The sequence below is a fragment of the Hymenobacter fodinae genome (assembly GCF_004745825.1).
Lineage (GTDB): Bacteria > Bacteroidota > Bacteroidia > Cytophagales > Hymenobacteraceae > Hymenobacter > Hymenobacter fodinae.
In genome coordinates this window covers 338211-362253 of the sequence record NZ_SRLA01000002.1, presented here as the reverse complement: position 1 = coordinate 362253, position 24043 = coordinate 338211, and the positions used below count along the sequence as shown (strand labels likewise).

The following is a 24043-nucleotide window of genomic DNA, read 5'->3' as shown; positions in this document are numbered from 1 at the left end:
GTCAGACGCCTGAGATACTCGCATGGAACAAGCCAACTGGCCCGACCGTATTCTGCTGCTGCTCCGGCAGGGCCGCGCCGCGCAGGCCGAGCAGGAGTTGCACCGCGTGCTGCACGCCGACCCCAACGATGCCCACGCGCATGCTCTTATGGCGTTGGCGCTGCTGGAGCAGCAGCGTGCTGAAGAAGCTCTTACGCATGCGCAAACATCAGTAGGCCTGGCTCCAGAGCACGACTTTGCCTATTACCTGCTGAGCCTAACCCAGCAGCGCCTACAGAACACGGGGGCAGCCCGCGAGGCTATTGAACAAGCCCTTTCCCTCGACCCCACCGACCCTAACTATCACCACACGCTGGGCATTCTGCGCTTCACACAGGGCCAGTGGGCTGCCGCCCTACGCGCCGCAGAAATGGGCCTGGCCTACGACCCCGAGCACGTAGACTGCCTAGGCCTGCGGGCCCGCTGTCTGGCCCGCCTCGGCCGCTCCGAGGATGCCGCCAGTTCCCTCACCCAAGCCCTGCACTACGACCCCGACGATGCTGGCACCCACGCCGATGCCGGTTGGGTAGCCTTGGAAACTGGTCGGCACCAGGAGGCCTTAGAGCACTTCCGAAGTGCGCTACGGCTGGCACCTACTTCGGAATATGCGCGCAGTGGCCTAGTAGAAGCCCTAAAAGCTCGCTACTGGTTGTACCGGGTCTTTCTGCGCTTTAGCGTCTGGAGCGAGAACCTGAATGGCATGGCCCGGCGGCTGCTGTTCATTGGCCTGTATATTTTGGTGCGCTTCGTACCGCTGCTGTTGCCTCTGTACCTGCCGCTGGTATTCATGAGCTGGTTTGCCGATCCCTTGTTCAATGGGTTGTTGCTGCTTAACCCTTATGGGCGCCATGCGCTTTCCGATGGGCAACGCCGCCAGGCGCTTGGCTTCCTGGTGATGCTGGTTGGTGCCACGGCAGCCTTCACAACCGCTGCCCTGGCGCGCCAAGCCTGGCTGGGCTCTATTGGCCTGGGCCTGCTGGCCGCCCTCTTTCCCCTCACGGTAACCCTGCGCCCTCGCGTAGCCAAACGGACTCAGCGTTGGGCCTTAGCCGCTACGGTAGCCCTTGTGCTGCTAGGCCTGTTGGGAGCAGGCCTACAGTTGGTTACCCCTGACTCCCAAGCTGCTACCGGCGCCATGGGCTTGCTATTTATCATCTGGCTCCTGTTTATCTGGACGACGGCCTTGAGCTGACCGGCATTTACCTTAGTCACCGCACACGAAAAGGCCACCGGTTCCCCACCCGGTGGCCTTTTCTTTCCCACGCTACTTTCTATATCTGCGCTTTGCCCTTCAGGGGGGAGCTACTGAATGCTTCTTAAAGCGTCACCTTTTCCGCAATTGGCTCGCGGCGGTAGGTGCGCTCAAATTCTTCATCGATGTGGTAAGTAGATTCTTCGTGCTGGCTGAGGTCGAGGCCTAGTTCTTCCTCCTGCAGCTTCACGCGCAGCCCGAAGATGCGGTCCGTAACTTTCAGCAGTACCCACGCTCCGATGAACGAGTAGGCTACTACAATCACGAGGCCCAGCACGTGGTACCCAAACAGGCTGGTTTTGCCGTAGAATAACCCATCGTTGGCGGCGAAAACACCCGTGAGCAGCATCCCCACAATGCCCCCAAGGCCATGGCAAGGAAATACATCCAGGGTGTCGTCGATGGTGGTACGCGAGTTCTGCCAGTGCACAGCGGCGTGGCTCACCAAGGCGCCAATCACCCCAATCAGGATGCTCTGGCCATAATCAACGTAGCCCGCGGCGGGCGTAATGGCCACTAGGCCTACTACCGCACCAGTGCACGCGCCTACGGCCGTGGGCTTGCCGCCCCGCACTATTTCTACCAAAATCCAGGCAATGAGGGCGGCGCCTGAAGCGAGGTTGGTATTCACGAACGACACGGCCGCCAACTCGTTGGCACCCAGCGCCGAGCCGGCATTAAACCCGAACCAGCCAAACCACAGCAGGCCCGTGCCCAGCATTACGTAAGGCACGTTGGGCGTTGAAAAGGAAGTAGGGCGTAGGTTGGCTGAGCGGCGGCCCAGCACCATGGCGCCGGCCAGCGCTGCAACGCCCGCCGAGATGTGCACCACCGTGCCGCCTGCAAAATCCAACACACCCCACTTATGCAAGAACCCCTCGGGGTGCCACGTCCAGTGGGCCAAAGGGCAGTAAATAAACAGGCTAAACAACACCATAAACGCCAGATACCCTTTGAAGCGCACGCGCTCGGCAAATGAGCCGGTAATCAGGGCAGGCGTGATGATGGCAAACTTGAGCTGAAACGCGAAGTAGAGCACAAACGGGATGCTGGCAGCAAAAGCCGGGTTGGGCGCCGTGCCCACGTTGCGCAGCATGGCAAACGTGAAAGGGTTGCCAATGAGTCCGTGCCAGGAGTCGCCGTAGCAGAGCGAGAACCCTACGAAATAGAACAGCACCGAAATCACACCTAGTGCAACAAAGCTCTGCAGCATGGTGCTGATCACGTTTTTGGGGCGCACCATACCGCCGTAAAAGAACGACAGGCCCGGAGTCATGATCAGGACGAAGGCTGTTGCCGTGAGCATCCAGGCTACATCAGCGGCATTGAGTGAGCCCGGTGCTGCCGCCGGATGCGGTACTTGATAAACTGCGGCCAGAATTGCTAAGCCTAATAAGGCAATGAGCGAAAACAAACTATAGCTAGGCCGGAGAGCAAGTGTGTCAGACTTCATTGTACTACTTTTTTGATACCACCCTTTATTTCATAGGCAAGATAAACCAAAATCATCTACATTCTTCTCATACGCCCTAAATTTTAGGGTCATTTCATATAAACAACCCGTATAATTCAATTACACACCCTATAAACAGCACCTATTCAATCTTGGATAGGCATTACAAACTTTTACTACAGTTATTAGCTACAGGTACCTGTTGTCAGGCATAACGACAGACGCTGCTCGCATAATAAGTCATTTGCCATGTAGGTAATTGATGAATGCCTCCTAGCAGGAAGTGACGTTAGCCTACCTCTATGCCTGATTTACTTACACCTTATCTTATACCAGCATGCCCCAAATACAACGGACTGGCCTACAACATCTGGTGAGATGCCGTAGGCCAGTCCGTGAATGGGGAGGTTGTGGAATTGGGGAGTATTAGTAGCGGCCCTCCACGTTGTCGAGGTACTTCTGGCCGGAGCCAGTGTTGAGCAGCAAGATTTGTTCCTCGGGACGCAGCCAGCCCGTTTCTAATAGCTGGCGGGCGGCCATCCAGACGGCAGCCCCTTCGGGAGCGACGAACATGCCCTCTAAGCGGGCAAGCTCGCGCATGCCTTCCAGCATTTGCTCATCGGTGATGGCAATGGCTAGGCCATTTGATTCTTCGAGAACCTGCAGCATTAGCGGCTCACCGAGGGGGCGGGGCACGGCCAGGCCATTCGCAATAGTGGGCTGGCCTACGTAGCTGTGGCAGTTGGCTTGACGGCCAGCGCGGGTTTCCACTAGCGGGCAGCAGTTGGCCGACTGCACTGCCACCATGCGAGGCAGCTTGGCATCAGCGGGGAGCCAGCCCAGGGCCTGCATTTCGCGCAATGCTTTCCAGATGCCAATAAGGCCGGTGCCGCCGCCAGCGGGGTAGAGCAGCACGTCAGGGAGCGTCCAGTTGAGTTGCTCAGCCAGCTCATAGCCCATGGTCTTCTTGCCCTCCAGGCGGTAAGGCTCCTTCAAGGTCGATACATCAAGTAGGGAGTTGTCGGCATTGAGTTCCCGTACTCGGGCGGCGCAATCGTTGATCAGGCCATCTACTAGGTGCACCTCGGCCCCGTACCAGTAGCACTCTTCTTTAAAAGCTTTGGGCGTATGACTGGGCATGGCCACCACGGCGCGCATGCCCGCCCGAGCGCAATAGGCGGCCATGGCCACGCCCGCGTTACCAGCGGTCGGGATGATGCAGCCCGTCACGCCCAGCTCCTTAGCTTTGGAAATGGCCATACTCAGCCCCCGAGCCTTAAAGGAGCCAGTTGGGTTTAAGCCTTCGTCCTTCAGCCGCAGGTCGCGGAGGCCGTAACGGCTGCCCAGACGCTGGAGTTGCAGCATGGGCGTCCAGCCTTCACCCAAACTCACGCGGTTGGCATCGTCGAGGAGGGGCAGCAAGGCATGATAGCGCCACATGGAGTTTTCCGCCTGGTCTATGCCTGAGGCGCGAGTTAGTGGCTCGTGCAGATCGTAACGGGCTACCAGCGGCTGGCCGCAGCAGGCCGATACCCGCTGAAGCTGGTAGGCAGAGTACGGAGTATCGCAGGCGGCGCAGTGCAGATCCTGCAGGCGCGTTTGGGTGTCGAGAAGAGTGTGCATAACGGAGAGTTCAACGCAAAACTCCTCGGCTGCTATTCCTGAAACAAACGGCTATTTGGAATAGGCTATTCCTTTCTGGAATAATATCGTCGCGCGAACTGCACGAAGTCTTTATAAGGCATATTGTTCTCCGTGCCTTTGCGCTGCACAAAATCAAAGTGGCGCATAAGGTTTAGGTCGCGCACTTTCACTTCCATCAGCTCCCCCGAAGCCAGCTCCTTCATTACCGACTGGCGCGGTAGAAACGCTAGACACGTATCTACCCGCACAAAGTTTTTAAGCGCTTCGGTGCCACCCAGCCTCACCTTCACCGGCAGATCAGTGACCTTGATGTGTTTTTCAGCAAGGGCTTCTTCCAGCACCGCCAGCGTACCGGAGCCAGTTTCACGTAGCGCTACTGGCACGCGCAGCAGGTCCCGCGCCTCCAGCTCCTGCCGATACAGCGGGTTGCGGCCCGAGCAAACCGCCACTACTTCATCAGTCAGCAAAGGCGTGTAGGTGACGTTGCTGACTTTATGGATTCCTTCGATGATGCCGAGGTCAATCTCATGCTCCAGCAGCGCTTTCAGGATATTCTCGGAGTTGCGGTTTTTAAGGGTGAGTTGGGTATTTGGGAACTGGCCTAGGTACGCCGACAGCACCGGCGGAATCACGTAGAGTGAGATGGTGGTACTGGCCCCAATGACCATGTGCACCTGAGGCGAAAAGTCGGGGCTGAGTTCGGTAAACTCTTGGTGCAGCTCATGCTGTAGCTGCTTTGCCACCAGCAGTTTGCGGTAGAGTAACTCGCCGGCGGGCGTAAGCACCACACTATTGCCCAAGCGCTCAAACAGGCCGGTTTTGTAGTGCTCTTCCAAGGCTTTTACTTGCTTGCTCACCGCCGACTGGCTCAGGAACAGCGCTTGCCCCGCCTTGGTAAAGCTGAGCTGGCGAGCTACTTCCAGGAATATTTCGTGCGGATGGGAAAGCATGCCTAGGCCAGTTCGGGAGATACAGGAGCGTGAACGTAGGCAAAGGAACAGGATTTATGCGTAGCGCAGCAAGTGGCCTAGAGGCCCAGAATGGCGGCATACGCACCGTTCACCACTTCCGCCATGCGCTTGAAATCGAGCGTTTCGATGGTGTCGGAGGGTTGGTGGTAGTTGGGGTTGCGCAGGAAAGAGGTGTCGTTGATCATGAGGGCCTCATAGCCATACTTCCAGTAGTTGCGGTGGTCGGAGAGGCCGGCTAGGCCCATTTCGGCAGGCAGATTGATACGCTGCACGTCTACGTTGGCCTTGGTTTGCATCAACTCCTGCACTTTCTGCGTGAAACCCTCTTGGCCGGTGCGGCCCACTACCGTGATGAAGTTGCCGGTGTTGGGGTACAGCGCCGCCAGTTGCTCATTGGGGAAGCGCTGGGAGCCAGGCTCATCCCGGAAGTAGCCAATCATCTCGTAGCAGAGCATGGCCCGCACGGGCACACCCGCATCGTGCAGGGACTTGGCGTGTACCGCGCTGCCCATGTATTGGGTGGCGAAGTAGGGTGGCTCCTCGTTGGGGTAGGCCACTAGCTCAACACGGTACTTCAGGTTAGAGCCATAGATGTGCAGCAGGCGCGCGGTTTCCAGCAGGCCCGCTACGGCGCTGGCGTTGTCGTCGGCACCGGGCTGCTCGCCGCACACATCGTAGTGGGCGCCTACCACTAGGCGCGGCGCATCACGCGAGCCAAACGCCAGAATGATGTTGCGGTACTGCCGCCCATCGGCCTTGAACGTTTGCTCCTCCACCCCGCCATCTTCAACTTCCAGCTTCTCAAACTCCGCTTTTATGTAGTCGGCGGCTTCATTCAGCGACCGTAGGTTGCGGTAATGGCGGGCAGGTTTGAGGGACGTTAGAAACTTCACGTCGGCGTAGAGGCGGTTTTGATCGGCACCCATAGTGGTATCAGATTGGGAAGAAAGAGCCCTGGCATGCGGACTGCGCTGCGAGCTGTTGTGCTCGCAGGCCAGGAGCGGTAGCAGTGCTACCAGCAGCCCGTATCCATAGCTTCGGAGAAGATGCATACCTAGTAAACGGGCAGCGGGCTGATATGGCTAACCCATTCTCTCTGCCTACCTTACGGCCCAGACCCTACTGATCAGCTATGGCGCTTCCTTACCACCGGATCATTGTCAAAATCGGTTCTAACGTCCTGACCCAGGCAAACGGCCTGCCTGATCAGGCTCGCATTGGCCACTTAGTAGAGCAGATTGCAGGCCTGAAAAAGCAGGGCAAAGAGGTTATTGTGGTGTCGTCGGGAGCAGTGGCTTCGGGCCGCAGCTTGGTGCAAGTGCCGGAAAAGGCCGATGCCGTAACCAGCCGGCAGGTGCTGGCCGCTGTGGGGCAGGTGAAGCTGCTGGCTACCTACGCCGAGCTGCTAGGCCACCACGAGCTGCTCTGCGCCCAGGTGCTGGTGACCAAGGAAGATTTCCGCGACCGGCAGCACTATCTGAACATGCAGAACTGCTTCAGGGCCTTACTGCAGAACAGTATCATTCCCATTGTAAATGAGAACGACGTGATTTCCGTCACGGAGCTCATGTTCACTGATAACGACGAGCTGGCGGGCCTGGTGGCCTCCATGCTCAATGCCGATGCCCTGCTGATTTTGAGCAACGTGGACGGCATTTTCAACGGCAGCCCCCAAGACCCGGCCGCCGAGCTCATCCCAGAAATTGAGCCGACTACCACCAGCTTCTCGTCGTTCGTGACTACGCAACGGTCGCAGTTCGGGCGCGGTGGCATGATTACCAAGTGCCACATGGCCCACAAGGTGGCGCAGCTGGGCATTGCGGTGCACATTGCCAACGGCAAAACCGAGAACGTGCTGCCCCGCCTGCTGGCGCAGGAGGTGGCAAACACGCGCTTCCTGCCCAACAAAACGGCTTCTAATAAGAAGAAGTGGATTGCCCACTCCGACTTGGCTGCCAAAGGTGCTGTGCAGATCAACGCCGGGGCCAAGGCTGCCCTCACGGAGCCACACAAAGCTACCAGCCTACTGCCCGTGGGCATTCTGGGCATTCTGGGCACTTTTCAGAAGGGCGACATCATCCGCATTCTGGACGAAGCCGGCAAACCACTGGGCTTGGGCTTGGCTGAGTACGGCTCCGACAAGGCCTTAGAGCGGCTAGGCCACCAAAACCAAAAGCCCTTAGTGCACTACGACTACCTGTTTCTGTCGGCCGATATCAGCTAGCCCTTGACTTTTATGCCCATGCACCTCGAAGAAACTTTCCGGGCCACGCAGGTTGCCAGCCGCACGCTAGGCCAGGTCTCGACCGAAACCATCCGAGCGGTACTGCTGGATGTGGCCGCGGCAGCAATAGCTGAAACCCCGTTCATCCTGGCGGAAAACGAGAAGGATCTGGCACGCATGAATCTGCACGACCCCAAGTACGACCGGTTGCGCCTGACCGCGGACCGCGTGGCGGCTATAGCCGAGGATATCCGAACTGTGGCCGCGCTGCCCTCGCCGCTAGGCCAAGTACTGCAGCAGCAAACGTTGCCCAACGGGCTGCATCTGTCTAAAATCAGGGTACCGCTGGGGGTAGTGGGGGTTATTTACGAAGCTCGCCCCAACGTGACCTTCGATGTGGCGGCGCTGTGCCTGAAAACCGGCAACGCCTGCCTGCTCAAGGGTGGCTCTGATGCGGCCCACTCCAACCAGGCTATCAGCACCATACTCCAGCGGGTGCTAGGCCACCACGGCCTCGATGCCAACTGCGTCACCCTCCTCCCCCCCGACCGCCAGGCCACGGAAGCCTTGCTGCATGCCGTTGGGTACGTAGACGTGCTGATTCCGCGCGGCAGTCAGCAACTCATCGACTACGTCCGCCAACACGCCAAAGTACCGGTCATCGAAACCGGCGCCGGTATCGTGCACACCTACTTCGATGAAACCGCCAACCTGCAGAAAGGCCAGGCCATCATTCATAACGCCAAAACCCGCCGCGTCAGCGTCTGCAATGCCCTCGACTGCTTGTTGGTACACGAGGCTCGTGTAGCTGATTTGCCCAGGCTACTGGCCCCGCTAGGCCAGTCGGGAGTACTGCTCTACGCCGATACCCAGGCCTACGAAGCCCTAACTGGCACTTACCCCACCGAACTGCTGCACCCCGCCACCGAGGAGCACTTTGGCACTGAGTTTCTGTCACTGAAGCTCGCCGTGAAAACAGTAACAGGCCTAGCCGACGCCCTAGGCCACATTGCCGCCCACAGCTCTAAACACAGCGAAGCCATCATTTCAGAAGATGCCACTCACATTGAGCAATTCCTAAACCAAGTAGATGCCGCCGCCGTGTACGCCAACGCCTCCACCGCCTTCACCGACGGCGCTCAGTTTGGTCTCGGCGCCGAAATTGGCATCAGCACCCAAAAGCTCCACGCTCGCGGCCCCATGGGCCTGGAAGAACTCACCAGCTACAAATGGCAGGTACGCGGTAATGGTCAGGTGCGCAACAATTAACAAGCTAAGACTAGGATTATAGCTAGGCTCCCCTCCTCAGATGAGGAGGGGCTGGGGGTGGTTGAAAAATTAGAATTAGAAACTAGAGCTAGTGGATGTTCATCAATTAATCAACCACCCCCAGCCCCTCCTCATCTGAGGAGGGGAGCCTAGCTGAGACTCTAGCTTAGCCTGCACTAATTTCTACCCTACCAACTCTCGCAACAGGGCATGGCCTTGCGGCCACAGGCCCAAGCCAGAATCGGAGTTGATGTGGCCTAGTGCCCCCATATTCACGAATTGGCTTCCCCATGCCTGCGCCAGCACCTGTGCCCGCTCCAGCGTCATATACTCGTCGTTTGTGCTAGCCACCACGATGCCTGGAAAAGGCAGCCGCGCCAGCGGTATGGGCGCAAAATTCATTACTTCCGCGGGCATGTCAGGGCGGTCAACATCGGCAGGCGCCACCAATAGTGCCCCTTTAATGCGGTGCGACGCAGTGCTGGCCAAGTGCGCAATAGTGATACACCCTAGACTGTGCCCGACTAATATCACGTCGGGGCCGGCCGCTTTCACGGCGTCTGATAACGTCTGCACCCAATCGGCGAGAACCGGATTATCCCAATTGCCCTGCTGGACGCGCGGGTAACCGTAATGCTGTGTCCAGTAAGTTTGCCAATGCTCAGGACCAGAATTGCCCAAGCCGGGCACGATAAGAATATTAGGTGAGGGCATAGGCACAAAAAGTAACGAGGCGCGTTGCGAGCTTTATACGCTCGGCCTCAGTTTGATGCACACTCTGCCCAGTTTGGTATTGAGCAGACGAAAGTGTTAGAAGGGGGTATAACAGAAGCCAGGACTACTATTGCTCTTCTGGAAACACGTCAATTATTCGAAACTTTGATTCCCATTGCTTTAGAACAATTAGCTGCACGTCTTCTGGATTTTCCCATTCCATAGCACGCATAAATTCAATCAGAGACTTAAGATGTAGATGATTATAAGCCCCAATCAAGATAGAACACTCTAGATTTTTTGATCCACCATACCAGCCTTTTGGCAACTGTTCATCTTCTACAGAAACGATATGAAACGATAAGCCTCTATGCTTGTATTCACGCAGGCTTTTTATAATTCCTACTTCATCTTCACTAGAGCTGAACGTTATCATCAGGTTAGTTACATCACTCATCCAGGCAGGTCTTATTTTATAGATTTATTCCCTCTCAAACCTATACAAAACATAGCAAAAACGCCGTTTTTCTATACCTTCCGGCGTCTATTTAAGCTCCTCCCTATCCATGCTATTCCGTTCCGTTTCTCGCCTGCCGCTGCTGGTGCTGCTGGCTTTGGTGTGCGCCTGCTCTAAGTCGGGCTCCGATGCCAGCCAGGACCCTAATGGTGAGGAAATAGACCCGTACCAGAACTTGGTGTTTCAGTTTGCTGATGCCGTGGCCAGCCCAGAGCAGCAGGACCGCTGGGATACGGTGCAGGTGGTGAAGTTTGAGCCGGCCGTGCGCGGCAAGTTCAAGTGGACTTCGGATAGAGAGTTGATCTTCTCCCCCAGCACGCCCTTCCGGCCTAGCACCGCCTTTACGGCCACGCTGCGCAAAGAGGCCCTGCCGGAAGACAAGCAAGGCGTGGAGTTGCCCGAGAACCGCCAGAAGTTTTACACCCCCTACCTGCAGTTGCAGGAGCCGCAGGCCTTCTGGGGTCGCTCGGAGCGGGCCGCCGGCACGGCCGAAATGCGCGTGGAGCTACCCTTCAACTACAGCGTGAAGCCTTCTGACGTGAAGCCTCTGCTGCGCGTAACCCAGGATGGGCAGCCCGTAGCCTTCGAAGTAGCCAGCACCGAGCCGGGCCAAGTGGTGCGCGTGAGCCTCAACCAGCAGGTGCGGCCCGGCAGCCCCCTCACGGTGGCGCTAGGCCAGGGCCTGCGTGCCCAGGGCAGCGACCAAGCCTCTACTTCCGACTACGAAAAGCAGGTGGAGGTACCCGACCCGGAGGAACTGGAAATACGCTCCATCACCGGCACCCTGCAAGCGGCTGACCCGGTCATCACCATCCTGACCAGCCAGCCGGTCACCACGGGCGACTTGCAGAATGCTCTGTCGGTGTCGCCGCAGGTGGCCTACGAGGTGGAGGAGCTGGAAAGTGGCTTCCGGCTCAAGGGTGGCTTCGAGGTAGGCAAAAGCTACCAGGTGAGCTTGCGCCAGGGGTTGCGGGGTGGCCTAGGCGGACATCTCAGCGAGGATTTCACCCAAACAGTAAGCTTCTCCGATGAGCGCCCGACCATCAGCTTCGCCAGCGCCGAGAAAGCCATGTACCTCGACGCGCTGGGTTCGCGCAATTTGGGCGTGCGCATCAACGAGGTGGATAAGGTGAAGGTGACCATTGCCAAGGTCTACGCCAACAACATCCAGCAACTTCTCCGCGGCGGCACCCAGTACGGCTACCCCGGCTACGATGGGGAAGAATCTGGTGATGAGGAAGAAAGTGAGGAAGGCGGATACGTGGACCGCTCCTACCAGTACTACGATGTAGAAAACCTGGGCAACGTGCTCACAGAACGCACCTACACCGTGTCGGGGCTGCCGAAGGCGCAAGGGCTGCGGCTGCTGAACCTGAACCTCAAGGACCTGGAGTTTTCCGGTGGCCTGAAGGGTCTCTACATCATCAGGGTGCAGGACACGGAGCGCCAGTGGCTGCAGGTGAGCAAGCTGGTGGCCGTGTCGGATATCGGGCTGATTGTGAAGCAAGGCAAGGCCGGCAGCACGCTGGTATTTGCCAACTCTATCCGCAACGCCAAGGCCTTGAGCGGCGTGGAAATGCGCTTTATCAGCACCAACAACCAGGTGATGGGCACCGGCCTCACCAACGGCGAGGGGGTAGCGAAATTTGACAGCACCGCCCAGAATGGCCGCTTCCGGTTGGGCATGGTGATGGCCCAGCAGGGCAATGATTTCACCTTCCTCGATCTGAGCCGCAGCCGCGTAGAAACCTCCCGCTTCGAGGTGGGTGGCCTACAAAGCAATGCCGCCCGCTACCAGGCCTTCCTCTACGGCGACCGGGACCTGTACCGCCCCGGCGACACCATCCAGACCAACACTGTCATCCGGACCGAGGATTGGCAGGCACCGCCCAAGGGCCTCCCGGTGAAAATCAGGCTGCTGCTGCCCACCGGCAAGGAGTACGCCAGCCTGCAAAAAACGCTAAACGCGGCCGGCTCCTTCGAGGCCCGCTTCCTCCTACCCCCGGCCGTAATGACCGGTCTCTACACTCTGGAAGTGCTGACTGGGAACGACGTGCTGCTGACCTCACGCAAGCTCTCAGTGGAGGAGTTCATTCCGGACCGCCTGAAGGTGACCGTGAAGGCCTCTAGGCCAGTTGTGAAGCCCGGCCAGACGGTGGATGCCCAGATTACGGCCCAGAACCTGTTCGGCCCTCCCGCCGCTGACCGCAAGTTTGAGGTGGAGTTTTCGCTCAAGGAAAAAGCTTTCAATCCGAAAAACTACGCCGACTACACCTTCGCCATCAATAGCGGGGACAAGCAGCGCGGCCAATATGGCGACCAGGTTTCCACGCCCATTTCCGACCGGTTCGAGAAGACTACCCGCGAAGGCACTACCGACGCCGCCGGCCGTGGCACCGCCACCTACGAGGTGCCCGATTACAGTGACCTAGGCATTCTGGAAGGCGCCGCTTTCACCACGGTATTCGATGAAACCGGCCGCCCGGTAAACCGCCTCGCCACCTTTGAGGTGCAGACTCAGCCGGTGCTGTTTGGGGTGAGAAATATGGAAGAGCTGGTGCAAACCCGCCAGGCCCTGCCGGTGCGGCTGGTGGCCCTCACACCGGCCGGCCAGCCTACCTCGGCCCAGGCCACGGTGCGCGTGGTGCGCCTGCTCTGGGAAACGGTTATTGAGCGCCAGGGCGGCCGCTACATCTACAACTCGCAGAAGCGCGAGCAGGTGGTCTTGAGCCGCACCGTGACGGTAGCCAGCGGCGGCTCCGATGCGGGTCTGGGCTTCACGCCCACCTACTCCGGCGAGTACGAAATCCGGGTTTCTAGGCCAGGGGCCGTGACCTATGTGGCCCAGCGCGTGTACGCCTACGGCTACGGCGACACCCAGAGCAACTCCTTCGAGGTGAACAACGAGGGCGAGGTGACCATTGAGGCCGACAAGCCCAAATATCAGCCCGGCGAAACGGCCAACCTCCTACTGAAAACGCCCTTCCCCGGCCGCGTGCTCGTGACCGTGGAGCGAGACCGGGTGCTGGACCACTTCTACGTGAACACCGACGAGAAATCGGCCCGCGTGAGCATTCCCATCCGTACCGGCCACGTGCCCAACGTCTACGTGACGGCCACCGCCATCCGCGAAATCAAGGACAACCGCTTACCCCTCACGGTGGCCCGCGGCTTCGTGCCGCTCACGGTAGAAAAGCCTGGCGCCAAGCTGCAAGTGGCTATTAAAGCCCCCGCGCAAAGCCGCTCCCAGACTACCCAAACCATTGAGGTAACCACCGCCCCCGGCGCCCAGGTGACGCTGGCGATGGTGGACGAGGGCATTCTGCAGATGAAGGACTTCCGCACGCCCGACCCCTACAGCTACTTTTACCAGAAGCGCGCCTTGGAAGTACAGGCCTACGACGTCTACCCCTTCCTGCTGCCCGAACTCGGGACCAGCAGCACTGGCGGCGACGGCTACGACCTCTCGCGCCGCACCACGCCCGTGCCCAACCGCCGCGTGAAACTGCTTGCCAAATGGAGCGGCGTGCTCACCGCCGATGCCAGCGGCAAAGTGCGCTACAAACTGCAAGTGCCCCAGTTCAGCGGGGCCGTGCGCATCATGGCCGTGGCCTACAAGAACGACGCCTTCGGTTCCGCCGAGCACACCATGCGCGTCGCCGACCCAGTAGTAATCAGCACCGCCCTCCCCCGCTTCCTCAGCCCCGGCGACACAATTGACGTGCCCGTAACGCTGACTAATACGACTAATCAGGAAATGTTGGTAGAGGTAAAGCCTATACTATCTGGCCCAATCGTTTCAGCTGAGCAAGACCACATTCTTCCTCATACAGAGGGCGGCGTCACTGAGAAAGACGAAAACTATGCAGTTAAGCTTAAGCCTAACAATGAACAACGAGTGACCTTGCATTTCAAAGCCACCTCGGCTATTGGTAATGGGATTGTCAAGATTAATGTCAGGGGTATCAAAGGCATCACCGAAACCTTCACCGAAACCATCGAGCTGCCTATCCGTCCTGCTTCGCCGCTGCAGAAGCGCACGGGGGCGGGGGTGGTGGCGGGCGGTGCGGCTCAGCAGCTGAACCTGCGCACTGACTTTCTGCCTTCGTCGTTGCGGAGCCAGTTGGTGGTGAGCCGCTCGCCCATGACGGAGTTTGCCAAGGACCTGCGCTACCTGCTGCAATACCCCTACGGCTGCCTGGAGCAAACCGTGTCGGCCGCTTTCCCGCAGTTGTATTACGGTGACTTAGCCGCCACGCTAGGCCAGAAATCAGGCAAGCCCGGTAAGGCGGGCCTGTTCAACCCCAACTACCACGTGCAAGAAGCCATCCGGAAGGTGGAAGCCCAACAGATGTACAACGGCTCCTTGAGCTACTGGCCCGGCGGCGACTACGACAACTGGTGGGCCACCACCTACGCCGCCCACTTCCTGCTGGAAGCCCAGCAAGCCGGCTTTGATGTGAACAAGAACGTCCTCGATAGAGTCCTGCGCTACCTGCAGGCCCGGGTGCGCAAGCGCGAAACCGACACCTACAACATCATCCAGACCGGCGGCGTGATTCAGCTCGTTACGCTGGCCAAGAAGGAAGTGGCCTACTCGCTCTACGTGCTGGCCCTTGCCGGCCGCCCCGATGCTGTAGGCCTCAACTACTACAAAGCCAACCGCCCCCAGCTGGCCGAGGATTCGCGCTACCTGCTGGCGGCGGCCTTCGCCCTGAGCGGCAACCAGCGCGGCTACCAAAGCACCGTGCCCACCCGCTTCGGAGCCGCGCCCAGCATTGCCGGCCGCCAGCTCGATGGCGCCTTCTCCTCCCCTATCCGCGACGAGGCCTTAGTGCTCAATGCCCTGCTCGCCGCTGACCCCGCCAACCCCCAGGTAAGCACGTTGGCTCGTCAGCTCAGCCGCCAGGTAAAGCAGGCTGGTTGGCTCAACACCCAGGAACGGTCATTTGCCTTGCTAGCCCTAGGTAAGCTGGCGAAGAAAAACGCGGGTAGCACTGTAGTGGCTAGTTTGCTGGCCGATGGCAAGGCAATTGGCAACTTCTCAGGCAAGGACCTTACGGTAAGCAACGTGGCTAACCGCCAGCTGGCCCTACGCACCAGCGGCAAAGGCAGCCTCTACTACTTCTGGGAAACCGAAGGCATTTCGCCCATCGGCCAGGTGCGCGAGGAGGACGCCTACCTGCAAGTGCGCCGCCAGTTCCTGGACCGCAACGGTAACCCGGTGGGCTCTACCACCTTCAAGCAAAACGACCTGGTAGTAGTTAAAATCACCATCCAGTCGGCTGAAACTGCGGGTGAAGTCAAGAACGTGGCCATCACGGACCTACTGCCCGCCGGCCTGGAAATCGAAAACCCGCGCATCGGGGCCATGCGGGAGCTGACCTGGGCTAAGGACGCCGCCCAACCCGACTACCTCGACGTGCGCGACGACCGGATTAACCTGTTTACTACCGCTACGCCCAAGGCCAAGTCTTTCTACTACCTCTGCCGGGCCGTGAGCAAGGGCACGTTTAAGCTCGGCCCCGTCAGCGCCGATGCCATGTACAACGCCGAGTATCACAGTTACGCAGGCAGCGGCATAGTGCGGGTGCGATAGAGACGCAACAGTTTGCGTCACTGCATCCTGCAAAGCTCAACTGCAGCTTTTTACCCTCACATCCGTAGAATTTCTACCGCAGCCGGCGCTTTCTAAGTAGCCGGCTGTGTTGCTGTTTACACACTATTTCGAGCACCGCGCTATGAAACTGGCATCTCATTTCTCCCTCACTCTGCGCCTAGCGACGGTATTGCTCCTAGTATGCGGCGGGCTTGGTTTTTCTACTCCCGCCCAGGCCGACATTGTAACCCTCAACGCCAATGACAATGGCAAGCAGGTGCAGCTGAACGTAGGCGACCAACTAATTATTCGGCTGCCAACTATTTCGCCGCGGTTTGGTTGGCGCCTGACGCAGGCGTACCCAGGGCAGTTGGCGGTATCAACTGTGCACAGCTTGCCAGGGCTCAGCAGCGGCGTGCCGGGCGCGCCAGCAACGTTCGAGATTCACTTTCAGGCAGTAGGCACGGGTGGCTTAGACCTGGCCTTGGTGTCGGCGCAGCCGGGCACCAGCTATTCTACCTTGAATGGCTTCTTCCACGTATTTGTCACCATCGACAAGCCCGGCGTAGCTAAAAACGTGAACGTTACGGAGTACGGCAACCATAGCCGGGTGAAAGTAAACAAGGGCGACCAACTGGCTATTCGGCTTGATAATACGGCAGGCTCACAATACCAATGGGAGGTGATGCCGATTGCCGATAACGTGATACAGCTGATAACGCCTCCGCCCGCCCAGGCTGGCAAAAAGCCCAAGAAGAAAGTAAAAGCAGGCCGTGAGGAGGACGTAACGTTTCAGTTTCAGGCCCTGAACCCCGGCAAAACCACGCTCCGCTTCCTCTACCGCAACGCCGCCAACAACGAAGCCCCACCCAAGCGCGACTTCGAGCTGGAGGTGGAGGTGCCCGAGCCACCTAAATAAGCACTAGCCAGCCCGAGTGGCCTAGGCCCCTACCACGAAAAAGGCCCGCTTTATGGAGCGGGCCTTTTGTTTGTTGCCAGGTAAGTTTGACTTATTGAAGCACCAGACGTTGGGTAGTAACGGCGGCACCGCTCGTTACTTTGAACAGGTAAGTGCCGCGGGCCAGGTTGGCGGCATCAAACCGCACTTGGTGGTTGCCAGCCGCTTCCACCCCCGATACCAGCGTTTGCACTTTGCGGCCGAGCGTGTTGTATACCTCTACGCTAACGGGGCCGGGCTGAGCTAGGTGGTAGCTGATGGTAGTAGCGCCGCTGAATGGGTTGGGGTAAGCGCCCGTGCTTTGCGCCAGCACCGTTGCGGCAGATGGCGTAGCAACAGCAGTAGCCGAGCTAGCAGTGCCACGCGCAGCAGTGGGTTGCGTTACGGCATCATACTGCGGGAATGTCCGGCTTACGATGACGGCAAAATCAGCGCGCGACACGTTCTGGTTTGGCTTGAAGGTAGCGTGTAGCGTGGGCTGCTGGTCGTAGGCGCCTTGGGTGAGCGAGTAGTAGGCATTGATCAGATTCAGCTCCAGCGCAATGCTGACGTAGCCCTTCAGGGCGGCCGGCACGTTGGCGGCATCATCTACTGGAATGGTTTGCCCATTTACCTGCACCGTCAGGGGCTGGCTGTTGCGGGCCAGCGCCTGCTCCTGGAAGCCCAGGCTCTGCACCAGCGAGTAAGCCAGGGAAGCGCGGTTTACTAGGCCATTTGGGGAGAAGATGCCGGTAGCCGTGGGCTGCATTACACCGCCAGCCACGTTGTACCGGTCGCGCAGGGCGGCTCCTTTGGCCACTACCGATTCGGTTAGCAGTATTTCAGCCGGCGTAGATACATCGGTGAACGTGCGAGCACTGCTGAAGGGAAGCAGTTGCCGGATGCCCTGGCCCATGAGCAGATAGTCGGCGAGCTGAATGCGGGTGAGCGGGGCATCGGGGCGGAAGCCGTTGCTCAGGCCATCTACCAAGCGGTTAGCAACGGCCATCTTGATGGAAGCCTCTGCGGGGTGGCCTACGATGTCGTTAAGGTTGGAGGTGCCGGCGGCCGTCAGCATGGTAATATTACCGCTGATGGTTTCGGGCAGAGCCACACCCTGCAGGCCATCTACTTTCAGCGTCCAGGTGCCGGCTACGGGCGAGGCCACCGCCACGCTGCGGTCGGTGGAGAGTGTGAAGGTGACGGGAATACCCGAGCGGTATTCCACGCCGTTGGGGTCAACCAGAATCAGGTTGGTGAGGTTACCTGTTTGCCCTAGCAGGCCCGTGGAGGATATTTTAACTTCTATGCTATTGGTGCCGGCTCCTACCGGGAAGGTAAACTGGTTGCCAGCGGCCAGCGCGGGGTTGTAGTTGATGGTAAAGGGCACGGCCGTGGTGCGGGCATCTACGCTGCTGTTGAAGCGGCGGCTGGCATTTACGGTAGAGCCATAGGTAGAAGCGCGGAAGGCCATATCTACGGCGGCATAGGCGTTCACGTAGCCAGATCCTACCTCCCACGACTCGCGGCCGGGCATATTGGTAGCCGTTTTTTGCAGTATCTCTTTTATCTGTGCCGGGTTCAGCGTGGGTTTGGCTTCCAGCAACAAGGCCACAATACCTGCTACGTGCGGAGTAGCCATGGAGGTACCGCTGCTGTGAGTATAGAAGGGAACCTCGCCTGGCTGCAACACCTCAATGTCTTGTTGAGCGCCAAGCGACGATACTGGTGCAATAGCGCGAGTAGAAATTACATCAACGCCGGGTGCCACAATTGCGGGCTCGTTCTTAAAGGTCCAGGTTTCGCCATCTACCGTGAAGGTGCCCTGCTCGCCCCGCACACCGCGCGAGGAAAACTCTGCCAGCAGCCCGTTTCGGTCGCCAGCGCCTACGGAAATGGTCCAGGGGGCAATAGCGTAGGGGTTGTGGGTATCAGCCCCGGGACCTTCGTTGCCGGCGGCAAACACTACCACCATGCCGCGGTCGTAGCACTTTTTGGTAGCTACGTTCAGCGGGTCGTTGGGGTCAAAGTCGCCGCTGCTGCCAAACGAATTACTGATTACCCGGATGTTGTACTGAAACTGATGGGTAAGGGCATAGTCGAAGCCGCCCATGGCATCGAGCACCAACAGCGCGCCACCAGAGCCATAGCCCAGCAACGAGGCGCCCGGTGCTACACCTTCATACTTCCCGCCCGAGCGGGCCCCCGTGCCACCTACCGTGCCAGCGCAGTGCGTTCCGTGGCCAGAGTTAGTATCCGTGTTCGGCACTCCTTCCAGGTACGTAACGGGCAGCATGGTGCTCAGGGAGTTCAGATTGGTGGAGCCGAGCGTGTTTTGCACGAGGTGGGTACCAAACTTTAAATCTTCGTGCGTGCCATCTACGCCGCTGTCGTTGATAAGTACGCCAACGCCCTTGCCCGAAACCGGCATCCCGCCATTACGGGCTGTCATTTGCTGGTCGGTGCGCAGGCGCTTCACGCCGGTTAGGTGCGTGTCTTCGTAGTTGTAGTACTCCAGCCGCTTATTGATGTAGAGGGAACGTACCTCCGGGCTTTGCGCCAGCGCATTTACCTGGGCCGCCGTAGCAATAACGCCGGCTACGGGTAGGGCCTGCAGGGTAATGCCGCGCGTAATGCCAAGCCGTTGCAACAGGCTCCGCTGGGTGAGGCCGGGAGCTCCATTGCCCTTGAAAGTGACGATTACCTGTGCCGTAGGATTGGTGGCCAAGGCCGCCCGCAACTCGGGGTCGACGGTAGCTTGCCCAAACGATACACTGATGCTGGCACCGGCCAGCACGAGGGAGAGGAAAAGTTTACGTTTCATGTAGCGGTTGTGGAATAAGGAGAGGGTAAGGGTGAAAGGATGACCGCAGCGCGGCGTACGTATCGTTGACTGAGTTGCGGAAGGCAATCAACGGCAGCTGATACTGGCACTGCACTGTCAGGGCATATCTACGAATAGTCTTCATAATGCGGTTTTGTCTTTTTGAAATATTTTTAACTATTGACGAGTTTGATTGAAATAATTTTATCTTAAAAGGCTAAATACTACCATATAAGCAATACAAAGCTTCGCCTAACAATTTGCTCTCCTGACAGTCGCTGGCATGAGTAGCTCGTTATTTTTGCTTTGCTTGATGAGCAGCACAGTTATTAGGTAGCCGGTATATTTGAGTGTATGAACCGGCGTATCATTTCGCGTGGCCTAGCGGCCCTAGGCCTCGTGCTGCTGCTGTTGCTAGGCCTGGATTGGTGGTTTCCGCTGCCAGCCGCGCCGCAGTACTCGCCTATTGTGCTGGCCGCTGACGGCACCGTGCTGCACGCCTACCTCAACCCCACCCAGAAGTGGCGGATGAAAACCGAGCTGCGCGAGATTACGCCGGTGCTACGCAAGGCCATTCTGGAAAAAGAAGACCGGTGGTTCCGTTGGCATTGGGGCGTGAATCCCGTAGCCCTGGTGCAAGCAGCGGGGCGCAACCTGTTTGGCTCGGGCCGCACCACGGGGGCCAGTACCATCACCATGCAGGTGGCCCGACTGCTGGAGCCCAAGGAGCGCACTGTTGGTAATAAGCTGCTGGAAATGCTGCGAGCCACACAGCTAGAACTGCATTACAGCAAGGATGAAATTCTGCAGCTCTACCTGAACTTAGTGCCCTACGGCGGCAACGTGGAAGGCGTCAAGTCAGTGGCGCTGCTCTACTTCCAGCAAACCCCCGACTACCTCTCTCTGGCCCAGACCGTCACGCTGGCCATCATCCCGAACAGGCCTAGGGGCTTGGTGCTGGGCAAAAACAATGCGGCCGTGCTGCAGGAGCGCAACCGCTGGCTCCGGCGCTTCGGCGAGGCGGGCTTGTTTCCGAAACAGGACGTGGCAGATGCCCTGCTGGAACCCTTGGATGTGCAGCGCCACGCCGCTCCGGCCCTGGCACCTCATCTCTCGCGGCGGCTGGTGCGGCAGTACCCCCGGCAGGCCATCATCCGGAGTGGCCTAGAACGCAGCAAGCAAGCCAAGGCCGAAGACCTGACCCTGGGCTACGTGCGCCGCCTCTATGAGCTGGGCATCACGCAGGCGGCCGTGCTGGTTGTGAACAACCGCACCCGGCAGGTAGAGGCCTACGTGGGCTCGGCCGACTTCCGCGACTTTGCCAGCCGGGGGCAGAACGATGGCGTGCTGGCCGTCCGCTCGCCGGGCAGTACCCTCAAGCCCTTCTTGTATGCGCTGGCTATGGACAGAGGCCTAGTTACGCCCAAACAACTGCTGCCCGATGTGCCCACCAACTTTCAGGGGTACCGCCCCGAGAACTTCGATAAGCACTGCAACGGGGAAGTGACACTGGAGCGCGCCCTGGCCTACTCGCTTAATATCCCAGCGGTACGTGTGCTCAATCAGCTGGGCGTGCCCACCTTCACCGATAAACTCCACCAGGCTGGTTTCCAGAGTGTGACGCGCAACCGTACGCGGCTGGGGCTCAGTAGCATTTTGGGCGGCTGTGGGGCCAGCCTGGAGGAACTGACCAACCTGTACGTGACGCTGGCTGACGGGGGGCAATATGAGCGGTTACAACTCGTCTCGCCCTCAACCTCCCTCTCCAGAAAAGGAGGAAACCAAAATGAAACGCCCGGTCAACAACTTCTTTCACCCTCCGCCGCATTTCTCGTTACCGAAATCCTGAGCCAACTCACGCGGCCCGACCTGCCCATCAACGCGGCCAGCAGCATGCGCCTGCCTAAAGTGGCCTGGAAAACCGGTACCAGCTACGGCCGTCGCGACGCCTGGAGCATTGGCTACAACAAGCAATACACCATTGGGGTGTGGGTGGGCAATTTCAGCGGGCAGGGCAGCCCGGCGCTTACGGGTGCCGACGTGGCTACGCCCTTGCTTTTTGACCTGTTTAATACCCTAGCCTACAACTCACCCAACGACTGGTTTGTGCCCCCGGCCGCGCTCGACTTCCGGCTGGTATGCGCCGAGAGTGGCCTAGTGCCGGGCGAAAATTGCCCAAATCAGGTAATCGATTACTTCCTGCCCAACGTGAGCAACGGGCAGCGCTGCCAGCACACGCGGGAAGTGTTGGTTTCGGCAGATGGGAGTTTCACCTACTGCCGGGCCTGTGCGCCAGCCGCTGGGTATCGGCGTGAGTTATACCCTAATTTATTGCCAGAAGTAGCGGCCTATAAGGAAGCACAGGGCATTCCGTACCGCCGCCTGCCTCCCCACAACCCGCAATGCCAGCTGGTGCGTGGAGGGCAGGAGCGCGCGCCATCTATCACTTCGCCCACTGCCAACACCGAGTACGTGCTCAACCGCCACGACAAGCAGCAGCTGCTACTCACCTGCACCACCGACAATGAGGTGCGCCAAGTGTTCTGGTATGTCAACGACAAATTCCTGCGCGCCGCCACCGCCACCGAGCGCGTGTTCATTCAGCCGCCGCCCGGTCCGCTGAAAATTTCCTGCGCCGATGACCACGGTCGCAATACCGATGTACTGATCACGGTGACGGAGCTCGACTAGGCCTGTAATAGAGCTGCCCACACCCCTCTCCTAGTGGGTCGGGTGAGGACAAAGGGCACACAAGACGGTGTAATAACTCTGCTTCCACACCTGAAGCACGAGTGACCTGGCTATGCTATGTCCAGCGCTTCGGTCAGCTAGGCCACTTTGGCGACAGGCAGATACCAGGGGCCATGAACGCTAGGCAAAGCCTTGTACCACCTCCGACTATTTACTCTGCTACCTGGCAGTATCCCTCCCTGTGGCATCCTGAAAACATACAGCTGTTAGTTAAAATCATTTTAATGCAGGTATAACCTTTTAGCAAGATGCTGGTTTACCAGCCTTGTAATCCTACCCAGGAGAAGTATCCAGTCCTAAAAAAGCTTAATCGGATACTAACCTGACTATCAAGAGGTGCGCAAGTTTTTGAAATTAAAATAACGGTTGTGGGCAGCGTGCGGGCCAGTAAGAGTGTCCTTGCGCGTGATGTCTGGAACGAGGACTGGCCTACGCGTTGGCCAGCGAGATTTGAGCTACGCAGTGCAGTAGCTGCTTTTACTAGAATATGAAACATATGAAACGGGCGCTTCGGCTACTGCTGGGTCTACTTCTGTTAGCCCCAGCCTGGTCGTGGGCACAGCCTACGGCCCCTCCTCCCCCCAATGGCCAGCTTACGCTGGAGCAGTGCTTGCAAGTTGCCCTGCAAAATCAACCCGTATTGCGGCAGGCCCGCATTGATGAGGAAACCAACGAAGCCAACATCCGCATTGGTCTGGCCGCCTGGCTTCCGCAAATCAACCTCAACGCCACCGGCCAACATTATTTTCAGTTGCCTTACACCGTGTTTCCGAATGCGGAAGGCGTGAGCGTACCCCGGCAAATTGGTCTTAAGAACACCTCTACCGTAGGCCTAGCTGGCACCCAGGCTCTCTATAATAACGATGTGCTCCTGGCTCTGCGCAGTGCCCGCCCCTCGCGGCAGTTTTACCAGCAGAACACTATCGGGGTGCGCATTGATGTGGTGAGCGACGTGAGCAAGGCCTTCTACGACGTACTGCTCTCCCAGCGCCAGCTCGATGTGCTAAATGAGGACATTGTGCGGCTGCAGCGTAGCCTGAAGGATGCCAAAGCCCGCTACGATGCCGGCATCGTGGACAAAACCGATTATAAGCAGGCCGAAATTCTACTGAACAACTCCGTGGCAGCGCGCAAGCAGGCCATTGAGGCCATCAAAGCCAAGTCGGCGTACCTGAAGGAACTGATGGGTGTAGCGGGCAACCAGCCCATGACTTTACAGTACGACACCTTGAAGTTGATGCGCGAGGCCATTTTGGATACTACGGTGGCCCTCGACCCCACCAACCGCATTGAGCTGCAGCAACTGCAAACTCAGAAAGTGCTGCAGGAGGCCCAGATCAGCTACTACCGCTACGGGTTTCTGCCTTCGCTCTCGGCGTTTGGCAACTACAATGCGGTATTCCAGAACAACAACTTCCGCGACCTGTATAGCCAGCGTTTCCCCAACTCCTACGCGGGCCTGCAGCTGAGCTTGCCCATTTTTCAGGGCACCCGGCGCCTCCAGAACCTGCGGCGCGTACGCCTCCTCGATCAGCGCATCGACCAGGATATCATTGCCGCGCGTAACCGCATCAACACCGAGTTTGAGCAGGCGCTATCTACCTACAAAGGCTATTACACCGACTACCTCATTGGGCAGCGCAACCTCGCCTTGTCGAAAGAAGTGTACTCGGTGGTGGACTTGCAGTACCGGGAAGGCATCAAGACCTATCTCGACGTGATTGTGGCCCAGACTACGCTGCGCACGGCCCAGCTCAACTATTACAGCGCCCTTTTCCAGGTACTCAGCAGCAAAGTTGATTTGCTGCGCGCCCAGGGCAATTTGCCCACTTCCTTCTAAGCCTCCGCT

At 58.5% G+C, this 24043-nt stretch carries 14 protein-coding genes; 7 read left to right on the top strand and 7 right to left on the bottom strand.

Annotation, left to right across the window (positions count from 1 at the left end; all coding sequences use genetic code 11):
- The first annotated feature begins 22 nt into the window (after positions 1 to 22).
- Positions 23 to 1231, top strand: a complete 1209-nt coding sequence (locus EU556_RS08785) for a tetratricopeptide repeat protein (protein ID WP_135433295.1) — start codon at positions 23 to 25, stop codon at positions 1229 to 1231.
- 124 nt (positions 1232 to 1355) lie between these two features.
- On the opposite strand, the gene EU556_RS08780 is transcribed toward EU556_RS08785, so the two are convergent.
- The 4 genes from EU556_RS08780 to EU556_RS08765 all read right to left on the bottom strand — a co-directional run bounded on the left by EU556_RS08780 (position 1356) and on the right by EU556_RS08765 (position 6411).
- Entirely contained in the window at positions 1356 to 2744 is a 1389-nt protein-coding gene (locus EU556_RS08780; RefSeq protein ID WP_135433293.1) for an ammonium transporter, read from the bottom strand.
- A gap of 426 nt (positions 2745 to 3170) precedes the next feature.
- A complete protein-coding gene (locus EU556_RS08775) occupies positions 3171 to 4367 on the bottom strand; it encodes a threonine synthase (protein ID WP_135433291.1) in 1197 nt (398 codons plus the stop codon).
- A gap of 65 nt (positions 4368 to 4432) precedes the next feature.
- The gene (locus EU556_RS08770; RefSeq protein WP_135433289.1) at positions 4433 to 5338 is read right to left on the bottom strand and encodes a LysR family transcriptional regulator; all 906 of its coding nucleotides are present in this window, start codon (positions 5336 to 5338) and stop codon (positions 4433 to 4435) included.
- Between the two features lie 77 nt (positions 5339 to 5415).
- Positions 5416 to 6411: a M28 family peptidase gene (locus EU556_RS08765; protein ID WP_245327532.1), complete on the bottom strand. Its 996-nt coding sequence runs from the start codon at positions 6409 to 6411 to the stop codon at positions 5416 to 5418.
- A gap of 80 nt (positions 6412 to 6491) precedes the next feature.
- Between EU556_RS08765 and proB the strand changes: the two genes are divergently transcribed.
- Both proB and EU556_RS08755 read left to right on the top strand, forming a co-directional pair.
- The gene (gene proB, locus EU556_RS08760) at positions 6492 to 7583 is read left to right on the top strand and encodes a glutamate 5-kinase (RefSeq protein WP_135433287.1); all 1092 of its coding nucleotides are present in this window, start codon (positions 6492 to 6494) and stop codon (positions 7581 to 7583) included.
- Positions 7584 to 7601: 18 nt separating this feature from the next.
- The gene (locus EU556_RS08755) at positions 7602 to 8852 is read left to right on the top strand and encodes a glutamate-5-semialdehyde dehydrogenase (RefSeq protein ID WP_167855578.1); all 1251 of its coding nucleotides are present in this window, start codon (positions 7602 to 7604) and stop codon (positions 8850 to 8852) included.
- A 183-nt stretch (positions 8853 to 9035) separates the two neighbouring features.
- Here EU556_RS08755 and EU556_RS08750 read toward each other — a convergent pair whose 3' ends face one another.
- Both EU556_RS08750 and EU556_RS08745 read right to left on the bottom strand, forming a co-directional pair.
- Positions 9036 to 9566 carry an RBBP9/YdeN family alpha/beta hydrolase gene (locus tag EU556_RS08750; protein WP_135433283.1) on the bottom strand — a complete coding sequence of 177 codons (531 nt, stop codon included), beginning with the start codon at positions 9564 to 9566 and terminating at the stop codon, positions 9036 to 9038.
- 127 nt (positions 9567 to 9693) lie between these two features.
- The gene (locus EU556_RS08745; protein WP_135433281.1) at positions 9694 to 10002 is read right to left on the bottom strand and encodes a hypothetical protein; all 309 of its coding nucleotides are present in this window, start codon (positions 10000 to 10002) and stop codon (positions 9694 to 9696) included.
- Positions 10003 to 10132: 130 nt separating this feature from the next.
- Between EU556_RS08745 and EU556_RS08740 the strand changes: the two genes are divergently transcribed.
- Positions 10133 to 15682, top strand: a complete 5550-nt coding sequence (locus EU556_RS08740) for an alpha-2-macroglobulin family protein (RefSeq protein WP_135433279.1) — start codon at positions 10133 to 10135, stop codon at positions 15680 to 15682.
- A 142-nt stretch (positions 15683 to 15824) separates the two neighbouring features.
- A complete protein-coding gene (locus tag EU556_RS08735) occupies positions 15825 to 16601 on the top strand; it encodes a protease inhibitor I42 family protein (protein ID WP_135433277.1) in 777 nt (258 codons plus the stop codon).
- 91 nt (positions 16602 to 16692) lie between these two features.
- On the opposite strand, the gene EU556_RS08730 is transcribed toward EU556_RS08735, so the two are convergent.
- Positions 16693 to 19443, bottom strand: a complete 2751-nt coding sequence (locus EU556_RS08730) for a S8/S53 family peptidase (RefSeq protein WP_135433275.1) — start codon at positions 19441 to 19443, stop codon at positions 16693 to 16695.
- A 354-nt stretch (positions 19444 to 19797) separates the two neighbouring features.
- Here EU556_RS08730 and pbpC point away from each other — a divergent pair, with 354 nt between their 5' ends.
- Entirely contained in the window at positions 19798 to 22134 is a 2337-nt protein-coding gene (gene pbpC, locus EU556_RS08725; RefSeq protein ID WP_135433273.1) for a penicillin-binding protein 1C, read from the top strand.
- 547 nt (positions 22135 to 22681) lie between these two features.
- Positions 22682 to 24034 (top strand): TolC family protein, encoded by a 1353-nt coding sequence (locus tag EU556_RS08720; protein WP_135433271.1) that lies wholly within the window; start codon positions 22682 to 22684, stop codon positions 24032 to 24034.
- Positions 24035 to 24043: the final 9 nt, after the last annotated feature.